The sequence below is a fragment of the Nonomuraea sp. ZG12 genome (genome assembly GCF_052068115.1).
GTDB lineage: Bacteria > Actinomycetota > Actinomycetes > Streptosporangiales > Streptosporangiaceae > Nonomuraea.
Genome location: NZ_JBQHCW010000002.1, coordinates 598,603 through 611,569 on the forward strand (window position 1 = coordinate 598,603; position 12,967 = coordinate 611,569).

Genomic DNA, 12,967 nt, shown 5'->3' on the forward strand with positions numbered 1-12,967 from the left:
GCCCAGACCGTACGAGATCATTTAAGTGTTCTGCAGGTAAGACAGGGTTCAATCAGGGACAAGTCAGGGGTTCCCCTACTCTTTTGGAACCAACCGGTCGGTCCTCCCGTTGACACGGGCAGCGGGGGACTGCTGCACGGGGAGCGTGATCAGTCTGGGACCACCGATGAGCAGGGAAGCGGCCGAGTTCGCGCTCAGCGCCAGAGCCGCCGAGCGTGACCGCATCTCCGGTGACCTGCTCGACCTGGAGTCGCACACCACCTACCGATTACTGAAGGACGCGCAGTTACGCGGCCGGACGCGGCAGCGCTGGGACCGGGCGCAGGCGGCGCTGGCCACCATGTGGTCGCTCAACGACGCCTACCGCGAGGTGCTGCGCCAGGCCGAGCGGATCAGGGCCGGACGCGCCCGGCTCGGCGGCGATCAGCTCGCCGCGCTCACCGAGCTGCTGGCCGGGCCCTCGGTCGTGGTCAGGGCGCCGCGCCGGCCGGTCGAGCAGCGCTCACTGTTACCCCAGCCGGACGAGCGGCTCACCCTCGACGAGACCGTCATGCGGATGGACGCCGCCTTCCAGACCGCCACCGACGCGCTCACGGAGATCGACTCCACCTGGACCGCCCTGCTGCCCCGGCTCGACGCGGCCGACAACGCCCTGCGCAAGGTGGACGCCCTCCTGCTCCGTCTGGGTGAGACCGCCGATCTGGCCCGTACGCGCGCCGACCTGAGACGCCTGCGCGCCGCCGTCCTGGAGGACCCGCTCGACGCGGGCGCCGCCAAGCAGGAGCTCGACCCGATCGCCCGCTTCCTCGCCGACAGCCAGGCCGACCTGGAGCAGGCCCTGGCCGTCAGGGACGAGTACGGCAGGCGGCGCGAGAACCTCGGCGCCGCCCTCGATCAGGTGCGCGCGGCCGAGAGCGAGGCCCGGCTGGCGCACGGCGCGGTCGTGGTCAAGATCGCCCTGCCGCCCCAGGCACAGCCGCGCAGCCGGGTCGGCGAGCTGGCCGGCGAGCTCGACGCGCTGGACGCCGCGGCCGACTCCTGGCTGGCGCGCTCCAAACGGCTCGCCGCGCTCGAACAGCGCGTCCAGGAGGCCGCCCAGCAGGCCCTGACCACCGCGAAGGCGCTGTTCGGCCTGATCGCCAGGCGTGACGAGCTGCGCGGGCTGCTCGTCGCCTCCCAGGCCAAGGCGGCACGCCTCGGCACGGCCGAGGACCCCGAGGCCGTCCGGCTCTACGCGCAGGCGCGGGCGCTGCTGTGGACCGCCCCCTGCGATCTGACCAAGGCGGCCTCGGCCGTCGATCTGTACAAGCGCGCGATCCACGGAGGTGGCCGATGACGCCCTGCTCGCAGCCCGGCTGTACGGGCACGATCGAGGACGGGTACTGCGACCAGTGCGGGCACGCGGCCGGCCCGTCGCTGAGCACCTGCTCACAGCCCGGCTGTTCCGGCATGATCGAGGACGGGTACTGCGACCGGTGCGGGCACGCGGCCGGCGCCGCACCGGCGGCCGCCCCCGCCGCCCCCGCCGCCACCCCGTCCGGTTCCGTGAACAGCGGCGTGACCGCGCCCGTGAGCAGGGGCGTGACCTCACCGGCGAGCAGCGGCCGGTCGCGGGCCGGCATGCTCGCCGAGCTCGCCGACCTGCCGTCGGCGCCCTACCGGAATCCGGCCGACGCGGTGCTGTCCGACCCGCAGGTGTCCGAGGAGAAGCGGTTCTGCGCCAACCTGTCCTGCGGCAAGCCCGTCGGGCGCTCGCGGGACGGGCAGCCGGGCCGCGGCGACGGGTTCTGCCCGCACTGCCGCACCCCCTTCTCCTTCACCCCCAAGCTCGCCAAGGGCGACCTGGTGGCGGGCCAGTACCGGGTGCTGGGCTGCCTGGCGCACGGCGGGCTCGGCTGGATCTACCTGGCCGCGGACGAGAACCTCAACGGCCGCTGGGTGGTGCTCAAGGGCCTGCTCAACACCGGCGACCCCGAAGCGCTGGCCGCCGCCGAGGCCGAGCGCAGGTTCCTGACCGAGGTCGACCACCACAACATCGTCAAGATCTTCAACTTCCAGCGCTCGGCCGGCCTCGGCTACATCGTCATGGAGTACGTCGGCGGCCAGTCCCTGCACGAGCTGCGCCGCCAGGGCCCCTTACCGCTGCGCGAGACCCTCATGTACGGGCGCGAGATCCTGCGCGCGTTCGGCTACCTGCACGAACAGGGCCTGGTCTACTGCGACCTCAAACCGGCCAACGTGATCCGGGTCGGCAAGCGCCTCATGCTCATCGACCTCGGCGCCGTACAGCGCATCGGCTCCCCCGCCGGCTCCTCCTGGGTCACCGTCGGCTACCACGCCCCGGAGCTGGACACCCAGCCCGCGTCGGTGCGGTCCGACCTCTACACGGTGGCCAGGACGCTCGCGGTGCTGGCCATCCCGTCCTTCAGCCCGGCCAGGGGCGGCGTGGCCTCACCGCTGCCCGACGACTGCGGGCACGAGTCGTTCGCCCGGTTGCTGCGCCGGGCGACCGCGCCGGACCCCGCCGACCGGTTCGCCGACGCCAGGGAGATGGAGGAGCAGCTCGTCGGCGTGCTGCGCGAGATCAGCGCCGCCGCCGACGGCGTGCCGTACCCGGCCGCGTCCACGCTGTTCGGGCCCGAGCGGGCGCCGGTGGGAACGGCGCTGGCCGCCGCCGACGACCAGGTGTTCGACGACCTGCGCGCGCTGGACGCGGTGGCCGCGCTGCCCGTGCCGCTGGCCAACCCGGAGGACCCGGCCGCGGGTCAGCTCGCCGGCCTGGCGGGCCGCCATCCCAGCGAGCTGCTGACCGAGGTACGGGCCATGGCACCCACCCCGGAGACCCGTTTCACGCTGGCCAGGCTGCTCGTCGAGGAGGGCTCGCCCGAGGCGTCGGAGGTGCTGGACGAGCTGGACCGGCTGCTGCCCGGCGACTGGCGCGTCACCTGGTACCGCGCGGTGGCCGCGCTCGGCCTGGGCGACCCGTCGCAGGCCGTGCGGATGTTCGACGCCTGCGTGTCGCTGCTGCCCGGCGAGCTCGCGCCCCGGCTGGGCCTGGCCTTCGCCCTCGAATGCGCCGGCCAGGATCCGGTGCGCTGGTACGAGAGCGTGTGGCGGACCGACCACGGCTATGTCAGCGCCGCCTTCGGGCTGGCCAGGAACGGCCTGCCGGGGGCGCTCGACGAGGTGCCCGTCACCTCCAGCCACCGGGTGGCGGCCCAGGTCGCGCTCGTCGCCGCCACCTCCAGGGGTCCCGACCCCACGCGGCTCGGTCACGGCGACCTGGCGGCCGCCGTGACGAGGCTGGAGCAGCTCGCCGACCTCGACCCGCGCCGCCGCGAGCACCTCACCGCCGAGGTGCTGCGCGCCGGCCTGGCCCTGCTCGGCAGCACCGCGCCGCCTGCGGGGCTGCGCCTGGCCGGCGCGCCGTTCACCGAGCGGGGCGTCCGCCGCAGGCTGGAGGAGATCTACCGCGGGCTGGCCGCCGCCGCGCCCTCCCGTCAGGAGCGCCACACCCTGGTCGACCGGGCCAACGAGGTACGTCCCCGGACGTGGCTGTGAGCTGCCCCGTCTGCGACGCCCCGGTGACGGCGGGCGACGCCTACTGCGAGGCGTGCGGCCACCGGCTCTCCGCTCCTTCCTGTACGGCCTGCGGCGCGCCCGCCGTGGACGCCGAGGGCTACTGCGAGCGCTGCGGTTTGCGCCAGCCCACCGGTAGGGACCACGCGGAGCTGGAGCTCCCCGGCGGCGCGGCGGGCGTGACCGACAGAGGACTGCGCCGCGCCCGCAACGAGGACGCGATGGCCCTGCTCGCCGGTGGGGCGGTCGTGGCGGTCGTCTGTGACGGGGTGGGGAGCTCGCCGAGGGCCGACGAGGCGTCCGCCGTCGCGGTGGAGACGGCCGCCGCCGCCCTGGCGCGCGGCCTGCCGCACGAGGAGGCGTTCACGCTGGCCAAGCAGGCGGTCGTCAAGCTGGCCGCCTCCGAGGACGACGCCCCCGCCTGCACCTACGTGGCCGCGGTGGCCGAGCCGGGACGAGTGACGCTCTGCTGGGCCGGTGACAGCCGCGCCTACTGGCTGCCCGGCGGCACGCCGCTGACCGAGGACGACGCCGTCCCCACGGGTGAGATCACCGCCTGGCTCGGCGCCGACTACGCCGACGCGGTCCCCCGCGTCCGCACCTTCGTCCCGCCTGGGCCGGGGTCGCTGCTCATCTGCAGCGACGGCCTGTGGCGCTACCTGAACGGCTACCGCTTCCCCGCTTCCGGCACCCCGCTCGAACAGGCCCGCCAGATGCTGCGCCACGCACTCGACTCCGGCGGCCAGGACAACGTGACCATCGTCGTGATCCCCCTAGGAGGCCTGCATGGGTGACCAGCCCACCTTCACGCTACAGATCGACCAGAACAAGTACCTTCCCACCGGCGGGCGGGAGGTGCACGCCGTGCTCACGGTCTCCTCCACCGGTGACGCCCTGGCGACCTCCGTTCCTGCCGAGGCCGCCGAGGTCATCATCGTCGACACGTCCGGCTCGATGAGCGGCAGCAAGATCCGCGACGCCAGGCTGGCCGCCGCCACGGCCGTGGACACCCTGCGCGACGGCGTCTTCTTCGCGGTGATCTCCGGGACCAGCGGGGCCAAGGTCGTCTACCCGCGCGGCGAGGGACTCGTACGCGCCACTCCGGCCACCCGGGCGGAGGCGCAGCGGGCCGTCGCCAAGCTGAGCGCGCACGGCGGCACCGGGATGGGCGAGTGGATCAAGCTCGCCGGCAACCTGCTGTCGGCGCACCCGGACGCGATCCGGCACGCCATCCTGATGACCGACGGCCAGAACAACGAGCGCGACGAGGTGTTCGACGCCGTGCTGGCCGCCTGGAGCGGCAAGTTCGTCTGCGACAGCCTCGGCGTCGGCACCGACTGGGTGCCCGCCCAGCTCCGCAAGGTGGCCGACGCGCTGCTCGGCACCTTCCAGGACGTCCGGAACCAGAACGAGCTGGCCGAGTTCTTCCGCCGGATCACCCAGACCTCGATGAGCAAGACCCTGGCCGACCTGTCCCTGCGCGTGTGGGTGCCGCAGGCGGCCACGCTCAAGTTCGTCAAGCAGGTCTCCCCCACCCTGCTCGACCTGACCGGCAAACGGGTCGACGTCAACCCGCTGACCGGCGACTACCCCACCGGATCGTGGGGCGCGGAGGAGCGTGAGTACCAGCTGTGCGTGGAGGTCCCGCCCGGCCGGCTCGGCCAGGAGATCCGCGCGGCCTGGGTGAAGCTGGTACGGCCCGACACCCAGGACGTCTACGCCAGCGGCAACGTGCTCGCCCAGTGGACCGACGACCTGGCCCAGTCCACCCAGATCAACGTCAAGGTCGCCCACTACACCGGCCAGGCCGAGCTGCACGAGCTGATCCAGGACGGGCTCGGCGCCCGCGCGGCCGGAGACGAGCGGACGGCCACCGCCCGGCTGGCCAAGGCCAGGCAGATCGCCACCGACTCCGGCCGCGAGGACACCGCCAGGCTCCTGGACAAGGTCGTCGAGGTCGACCCGGTCAGCGGCACCGCCCGGCTGCGCGGCCAGGTCGACAAGGCCGACGAGATCGAGCTCGACACCGGCTCGGTCCGTACCAGCAGGCTGCGTAAGAGCGGGGAGGGCAGCTGATGGCGACCTGCCCTCAGGGCCACGCGTCGGGCAGCGACGACTACTGTGACGTGTGCGGCGCGCAGATCGCCGGAGCCGCCCCTGCGGCGCCCGAGCCGCAGCCGGCCGCCGAGCGGACGGGCGCCGAGCGGACGGGCGCCGAGAGCTGCCCCATCTGTCAGACGCCGCGTGCCGGGCAGTTCTGCGAGGTGTGCGGCCACGCCTTCGACGGCTCGGGCGCCCCGGCGCACCTGCCGGCGGCCGGCGCCCGCTGGGAGGCGGTCACCGCCGCCGACCGCGGCTACTACGAGCAGGTGATCGCCGAGGGCGGTCCGGACGCCGACGCCATCGCCTTCCCGCCGTACTGCCCGGAACGCTCCTTCCCCCTGGAGGCCGAGCAGGTGCGCATCGGACGGCGCAGCCGGGGCCGTGACCTCCAGCCGGACATCGACCTGTCCGGCCCGCCGTCCGACCCGGGCGTGTCGCACCTGCACGCCGTGCTGATCGCGCAGCCGGGCGGCTCCTGGATGCTCGTCGACCCGGGATCCTCCAACGGCACCCGGGTCAACGGCAAGCCCGTCGCCGTCAACACGCCCGTCACCGTCGGCGTCGGCGACCGCATCCACGTGGGCGCCTGGACGGTCATCACCGTCAGGGAGGGGACGCCTTGACCGTGACACAGGTTCAGCCGGCAGCGCCTCCCATGCCACCACCACCGGCACCACCCGCGCCACAGCCGCCGCCTTCGCGGGCGCTGCCCGCCCGGAGCGGCGTGCCCGGCCGGATCAGGTTGCTCACGGGCGTCACGGCGGCCGCGCTGGCGCTGCTCTTCGCGGCCGTCGCGGCCGGCGCCGCCGTCGCCGGCGACGGCATGCGGGTCATCGGCCGCGACGCCGGCCCGCAGGTCGTCGCCACCGCCGGGCTCTACTTCGGGCTGAGCGACATGGACTCGCAACTCGCCGACGTGCTCGTGATGGGTCAGGCGAACGAATCCCGCCGCCAGGCCGCCCTCACCCGGTACGAGCAGCAGCGCGCCATGGCCAACCGGGCGCTGCTCAAGGCGTTCGAGCTGGCCGGGACCGACCAGGCCGAGCGCCGCACCATCGAGTCGGTGCTCGACGGCCTCGGCCGCTACGAGCAGCTGGCGGCGCGGGCCCTGCTGCTCGACTCCCAGTCCGGCCACCCCGCCGGGCCACCGCCCGCCGAGGTGGTGGCGGTCTACCGGGAGGCCACCGACCTGATGCGGCTGGTGCTGCTGCCGCAGGCGTACAACCTGACGCTGGAGAGCGGCACGATCGTGCGCCGCACCTACGACGACAAGACCGTCATGCTGCCCGCCCTGCGGTGGGCCGTGGTGGCGGCCGGCCTGCTGGCGCTGGTCTGCCTGCTGCGGCTGCAGGTCTACCTGACCAGGCACTTCCGCCGCGTGTTCGGGCCCGCGCTGGTGGCCGCGACCGTGCTGACCCTGGCCACGCTCGCCTTCGGCGGGAACGTGCTCAGGCAGGATCTCGATCATCTGGAGACCGCCAAGTCCGACGGGTTCGACTCCATCGTCACGCTGGCCAAGGCCCGCGCCATCGGCAACAGCATGCAGGGCGACCAGAGCCGCTTCCTGCTGGACAAGGAGCGGGCCGACACCTACGAGCACACCTACCTCGACAAGTCGCAGAAGGTGCTCTACCGCGAGGCGGGCAACCTGGAGACCTACCACGCCCAGGTGGCGCGGGGCTCCGACGACTACCTCGGCATGCTGGGCCTGCGGCTCAGCACCGGCACCGGCCGCCCCGCGCTGGACGCCTACACCCGCTTCCAGGCGGCCGACCGGACCTTCCGCGACCTGGTGGCCGCCGGCCGGACCGACGAGGCCGTCGCCGCCCGGCTGGGGCCGGTGCGGGAGGCGTTCGACGCCTACGACAAGGAGCTGACGGCACTCGCCGACCGGCACCAGGCGGTCTTCCAGCGAGCCGTCGGCCAGGGCGAGAGCGCGCTCGGCGATCTGTGGCGGCTGCTCCCGTACGCGATGGGCGGCATCGGCCTGCTCCTCGTCGCCGGGGTGTGGCCACGACTGAGGGAGTACAGATGAAGCGGCTGCTGACGGCGGCGCTGGCGGCCCTGGTGGCGCTGCTCGCCGCCTCCTGCGGCGCCGGCGCCCCCGAGTCCGTCGTGGACAAGGACCGCATCGTCATCGGCGTCCGCCCCGACCTGCCGTCGGTGGGCTTCCGCACTGCCGACGGCGCCTTCGAGGGCTACGACGTCGACGTCGCCGGCTACATCGCCGACAAGCTCGGCAAACAGGCCGAGTTCATCCCCGTGCTGGCCTCCGACCGGGAGCGCGTCCTCGTCGAGGGCAAGGCCGACCTGGTCGTGGCCACGTACACGATCAGCCAGGACCGCAAGGCGCGGGTGCTGTTCGCCGGGCCGTACCACATCTCCTACCAGGACATTCTGGTACGGCCAGGAGAGACGGCCATCCGCAACGTGCGCGATCTGCGGGATCGCCGGATCTGCGAGGTGCAGGGGTCCAACGCGGCCTCGCGGGTGCTGGAGGAGCGCAAGGTGGCCGCGCGGGTGCTGCCGTTCAAGGACTACAAGGCCTGCCTGGCGGCGCTGAAGGCGGACCAGGTGGACGCGATCACCACCAACGACATCATCCTGGCCGGCCTGGCCAAGCAGGACGGCGGCGGGATGCGGCTGGTCAACGCCCAGTTCAACGAGCAGCGCACCGGCGTGGGCATGCGCCTGGGCGACGTGGCGGGCTGCGAGGAGGTCAACCGGGTGATCACCGGTATGTACCAGGACGGCACGGCCGCCAAGCTGCTGGAGAAGTGGTTCGGCGCCACGGGCCTGCGCATCGACACGGTGGCCGTACCGCAGTTCGAGGGCTGCGTCTGAGAGGGCTCACTCCGGGACGACGGCGGGCCGGGGAGCCATGCTCCCCGGCCCGCCGTCGTGACCCCTCTCAGTCCAGATAGTCGCGCAGCATCTGGGCCCTGGTCGGGTGCCGGAGCTTGGCCAGGGTCTTCGACTCGATCTGCCGGATGCGCTCTCTGGTGACGCCGAACTCCCTGCCCACCTCCTCCAGCGTGTGCGGATGGCCGTCGGCCAGGCCGAAGCGGAGCTGGATGATGCGCTGCTCGCGGTCCGACAGTGTCGCCAGGATGTCGTCGAGCTGATCCTGCAACATGATGAAGGCGGCCGCCTCCATGGGCACGACAGCGTCGGCGTCCTCGATGAAGTCCCCGAGGTCGGAGTCCTCCTCACCGATCGGTGACTGCAGCGACACCGGCTCCTGCGCGATGCGCTGGATCTCCACCACCCGATCGACGGGAAGGTCCATCTCCATGGCGATCTCCTCCGGGATCGGCTCCCGGCCGAGATCCTGGTGGAGTTGCCGCTGCACCCTGACGAGCTTGTTGATGGTCTCCACCATGTGCACCGGGATGCGGATGGTCCGCGCCTGGTCGGCGATCGCCCGGGTGATCGCCTGGCGGATCCACCAGGTGGCGTAGGTGGAGAACTTGTAACCCTTGGTGTAGTCGAACTTCTCCACCGCGCGGATCAGGCCGAGATTGCCCTCCTGGATCAGGTCCAGGAACAGCATGCCGCGGCCCACGTACCGTTTGGCGATCGACACCACGAGCCTCAGGTTCGCCTCGATGAGGCGCTGTTTGGCCCGGGTGCCCTGCCAGACGAGCTCCCTGAACTCAGGGAAGGCCAGCCGGGAGACTCCGTTGCCGAGCTTGTCCTCGGCGAACAGGCCGGCTTCGATCGACTTGGCGAGCTCCACCTCCTCTTCGGCTGTCAGCAGCGGCACACGGCCGATCTCCCGCAGGTAGATCCGGACCAGATCACTGGTCGGCGCCCGCTTGCCTACGTCTTCCTCATCGGCGCGGGCAGGCTCCTCGTCGCCCTGAGGCTCGAGCACCTCCACGCCGTTCTCGGCGAGCATCCGCACGACGCGTTCCAGCGCGTCGGACGGCAGCTCGGATCGGTCGAGCGCGGCTGCGACGTCATCGACGGTTACGCTTCCGCGCTCCCTTCCCTTTGCGACGAGGTCCGCCACCTGATCAACGGATGGCGGTCCACTTGGCAGCACCGATGCACCCACGGGAGACAGTCTGCAGTATTGGTTCCATAAAATGGCAGACCCATTTTTGGTACAGAAGGTAAGGCGACCACCCTTACCGAATTGAGATCACTTCAATGTTTAGCCGGAGTTTGATCAGGAAAGTAAAGTCAATTACGCGCTCTGGATTGATGTCGCCCGCCGGACGCCTCTGCACCCCTGCCGGAGGCCGTCCCATCAGGGCGTTCGCGGCGCCGGAATTGCCGATGAGTTCGGCCACTCCGTCCGCTTCCGGGCGGCTGAGTGGACTTTTCCCCGATCTTCGCCGCGCCGGGACGCACATTCATTCGGTAAGGCCGGGTCAGCTTCCGGCGGCGCGGTCGCGGAGCACGCGGCGCTGCTGCTCCAGCGCCACCAACTCGCCGAACAGCTTGTTGTAGTCCTGCTGCTCGTCCACCGGATTGAGGCGCTGCATGCGGGACTTGACCTGGGCGATCGCCCGGTCGACCGCCACGGCCTCCAGGGCGGCCAGCATGGCGCCGGCGTAGCGCTCCTCGGCGCCCGGCTCGACCTGGATCGCCTCCACCGCGAACCGGGTGACCAGCGCGCGGGCGCCCTCCTCGTGGGAGTGCGCCAGCAGCAGGTCCACCCATTCGCGCCCGCCGTGCCCGGCCGCGGCCAGGCCGCCGGCGGCGGTGAGGACGTGGTGCAGGACGACGTGGTCGGGGGCGGTGAACGCCTGCGGGTCGAGCGCGTCGAAGCGGGGGCCGAGCAGCGCGGGCCGCTGCACGGCGAGCTTGAGCAGCTCGGCCTCGACGCGTACGTGCGGGTCGACGGGCGCGAGCCTGGCGGTGCGCTGAGGGCGGCCCTGCTGGGCGCGGGCGACGTCGCCGATGCGCTGGATGACGAACCGCTCGTCCATGAACCCGAGCCACCGGTCGAGGTCGATGGCGTAGCGCTTGCGCAGGCCGGGGTCCTTGATGGCGGCCACGATGGGCGCGGCGGCGTCCAGGGCGGCGATCTTGCCTTCGTTGCTGCGCAGGTCGTAGCGGGCGATGGTGCTGCGGATGGCGAACTGGAACAGCGGCTCGCGGCTGGCGATGAGGTCGCGGACGGCGGCGTCGCCCTGCTTGACGCGCAGGTCGCAGGGGTCGAGCCCGTCGGCCTGGATGGCGACGTAGGTCTGGGTGACGAACTTCTGCTCGTCGGCGAAGGCCCGCAGCGCCGCCTTCTGGCCGGCGGCGTCGCCGTCGAAGGTGAAGACCACCTCGCCGCGGAACTCGGCCTGGTCGAGCAGGAAGCGGCGCAGGATCTTGATGTGCTCCTCGCCGAAGGAGGTGCCGCAGGTGGCGACCGCGGTGGGCACCCCCGCCAGATGGCAGGCCATCACGTCGGTGTAGCCCTCGACGATGACCGCCTGGGCGCGCTTGGAGATCTCCCGCTTGGCCAGGTCGATGCCGTAGAGGACCTGGCTCTTCTTGTAGAGCGGCGAGTCGGGGGTGTTGAGGTATTTGGGGCCGTCGTCGGAGTCGAGCAGCTTGCGGGCGCCGAAGCCGATCACGTCTCCGGTGGCGTCCCTGATCGGCCAGATGAGCCGGCCGCGGAACCGGTCGATCGGCCCGCGCCGCCCCTGCTTGGCCAGCCCGCCCTTGACGATCTCGTCGGCGGTGAAGCCGCGCCCCATCAGGTGGCGGGCCAGCGCCTCCCATTCGTTGGGCGCGTAGCCGACCCCGAACGTCTCGGCGTCGGCCCGCTCGAAGCCCCGCTCCGACAGGAACCGCCGTCCGGGCGCGGCGTCGGGGGCGAGCAGCTTGTCGGCGTAGAACTCGGCGGCGGCCCGGTGCGCCTCGATCAGCCTGGCCCGCTCGCCGTGGTCGCGCCGCGGAGCATAGCCGCCCTGCTCGAACTGCAGCTGGATGCCGGCCCGCTGGGCGAGCCGCTCGACGGCCTCGCTGAACGGCAGGTGCTCGATCTTCTCGACGAAGGTGATGACGTCGCCGCCCTCGGAGCAGCCGAAGCAGAAGTACATCCCCCGCTCGGGGGTGACGTTGAACGACGGACTCTTCTCGTCGTGGAACGGGCACAGCCCCTTGAGGTTGCCACCGCCCGCGTTACGCAACTGGATGTGCTCGCCGATCACGTCGGCGATGGGGGAGCGCTCGCGTACGAGCGCGATGTCGACATCACGGATCCGGCCAGCCACGCCGGTGAGTCTATTGCGCGCCTCCGACAGACTCTCACCCCGGTGAGAGAATGCTGTGACCTCCGTGACGGGCCGGACACCTGTGGTGACGCCATCACCCCGATACGCGGAAAGCTGTTATGGGAACGGTCCCCGTCGGCTACAAAGGTAAAGGTTGTCCTCGGATACGGTGACGCGGGTGGAGATCATGCGAGCGGGGCTGGGCGTGAGGTGGGCGGCGGTGACGGGCGTCGTGCTGCTGACGGCCTCCTGCAGCACGGCGACCGGCATCGCCGGAGTCAGCGCGCAGTCCCCGGCGTCCGCGCCCGCGTCCGGCACGGAGAAGAGGACGGCCTCTCCCGCCGTGACCGCGACCATCCCGTTGCCGTCCCCGTCCAACCAGGCGGCCGTGCGCGCCCCCGAGGGCGACGACCCGGTCAGGGTGCCGCCGCCCAAGCTGTCGAAGTACACCTACGTCTTCCCCGTCGAGGGCTGCAAGGTCACCTACCAGAGCAAGCTGCTGGTGCTGCCGAAGACGACCATCTGGGCGGCCAAGGGGTGCGCGTTCGTGGCGCCGGTCGGCGGCGTCGTCGACGAGGTCAACACCCAGAACCGGTGGCTGCCGTCCACCGACTCCGGCGCCCACCGCGAGGGCCGGTTCGTCACCATCATCGGCGACGACGGCGTCCGCTACCTCGGCGGCCACCTCGACAGCGTCGCCGACGGGATCCGGCCGGGCCTGCGCGTGTCGGCCGGCCGGCTGCTGGGGCGGATCGGCAACACCGGCAACGCCCGCGCCACCGCGCCCAACCTCTACTTCGCGATCTCCTGGAAGACCGGCCCGTCGCTGTGGTGGGTGCGCAGGGGCATGGTCAAGCCCTGGGACTATCTGGACGCCTGGCTGTCGGGCAACCCGACGCTCTCGCCCAGGGAGGAGACGCTGGCGCTGCGCGGCAGGGTCGGCGAGACGCCGCGCTGCACCGTGCTGTGCGCGTCGAAGAAGGCCCCGACCCCGCGCAAGACCAAGCAGGCGGACAAGGACGACGAGCCGTTCACGCTCAACCCGACGGGGTTCTCCTGACGCC

General features: G+C 72.0%; 10 protein-coding genes. 8 read left to right on the forward strand and 2 right to left on the reverse strand.

All coding sequences use genetic code 11. From position 1 onward, the window contains the following. Positions 1 to 166: 166 nt before the first annotated feature. Genes ACTMTF_RS09830 through ACTMTF_RS09860 form a run of 7 tightly spaced genes read left to right on the forward strand, consistent with a single transcriptional unit; the run spans position 167 to position 8,526 of the window. A complete protein-coding gene (locus tag ACTMTF_RS09830) occupies positions 167 to 1,336 on the forward strand; it encodes a hypothetical protein (RefSeq protein WP_441110316.1) in 1,170 nt (389 codons plus the stop codon). Continuing rightward, on the forward strand, positions 1,333 to 3,561 hold the full coding sequence (locus ACTMTF_RS09835; RefSeq protein WP_441110317.1) for a tetratricopeptide repeat protein: 2,229 nt from the start codon (positions 1,333 to 1,335) through the stop codon (positions 3,559 to 3,561). The genes ACTMTF_RS09830 and ACTMTF_RS09835 overlap by 4 nt, the downstream gene beginning before the upstream one ends. Beyond that, a complete protein-coding gene (locus ACTMTF_RS09840; RefSeq protein WP_441110318.1) occupies positions 3,552 to 4,373 on the forward strand; it encodes a PP2C family serine/threonine-protein phosphatase in 822 nt (273 codons plus the stop codon). The genes ACTMTF_RS09835 and ACTMTF_RS09840 overlap by 10 nt, the downstream gene beginning before the upstream one ends. Then, positions 4,366 to 5,655, forward strand: coding sequence for a vWA domain-containing protein (locus ACTMTF_RS09845; RefSeq protein WP_441110319.1), 1,290 nt, complete (start codon positions 4,366 to 4,368; stop codon positions 5,653 to 5,655). Before ACTMTF_RS09840 ends, ACTMTF_RS09845 begins: the two co-directional genes overlap by 8 nt. Beyond that, positions 5,655 to 6,305 (forward strand): FHA domain-containing protein, encoded by a 651-nt coding sequence (locus ACTMTF_RS09850; RefSeq protein WP_441110320.1) that lies wholly within the window; start codon positions 5,655 to 5,657, stop codon positions 6,303 to 6,305. Before ACTMTF_RS09845 ends, ACTMTF_RS09850 begins: the two co-directional genes overlap by 1 nt. A gap of 32 nt (positions 6,306 to 6,337) precedes the next feature. Beyond that, on the forward strand, positions 6,338 to 7,717 hold the full coding sequence (locus ACTMTF_RS09855) for a hypothetical protein (RefSeq protein WP_441110321.1): 1,380 nt from the start codon (positions 6,338 to 6,340) through the stop codon (positions 7,715 to 7,717). After that, a complete protein-coding gene (locus ACTMTF_RS09860; RefSeq protein WP_441110322.1) occupies positions 7,714 to 8,526 on the forward strand; it encodes a transporter substrate-binding domain-containing protein in 813 nt (270 codons plus the stop codon). The genes ACTMTF_RS09855 and ACTMTF_RS09860 overlap by 4 nt, the downstream gene beginning before the upstream one ends. Positions 8,527 to 8,593: 67 nt before the next feature. Here ACTMTF_RS09860 and rpoD read toward each other — a convergent pair whose 3' ends face one another. Further along, complete coding sequence (gene rpoD / locus ACTMTF_RS09865; RefSeq protein WP_397009615.1) at positions 8,594 to 9,697, reverse strand: RNA polymerase sigma factor RpoD; 1,104 nt, start codon at positions 9,695 to 9,697, stop codon at positions 8,594 to 8,596. A 364-nt stretch (positions 9,698 to 10,061) separates the two neighbouring features. Beyond that, complete coding sequence (gene dnaG, locus ACTMTF_RS09870; protein WP_441110323.1) at positions 10,062 to 11,903, reverse strand: DNA primase; 1,842 nt, start codon at positions 11,901 to 11,903, stop codon at positions 10,062 to 10,064. Positions 11,904 to 12,090: 187 nt separating this feature from the next. On the opposite strand from dnaG, the gene ACTMTF_RS09875 reads away from it, so the two are divergent. Next, positions 12,091 to 12,963 (forward strand): peptidoglycan DD-metalloendopeptidase family protein, encoded by an 873-nt coding sequence (locus ACTMTF_RS09875; protein WP_441110633.1) that lies wholly within the window; start codon positions 12,091 to 12,093, stop codon positions 12,961 to 12,963. Positions 12,964 to 12,967 lie beyond the last annotated feature (4 nt).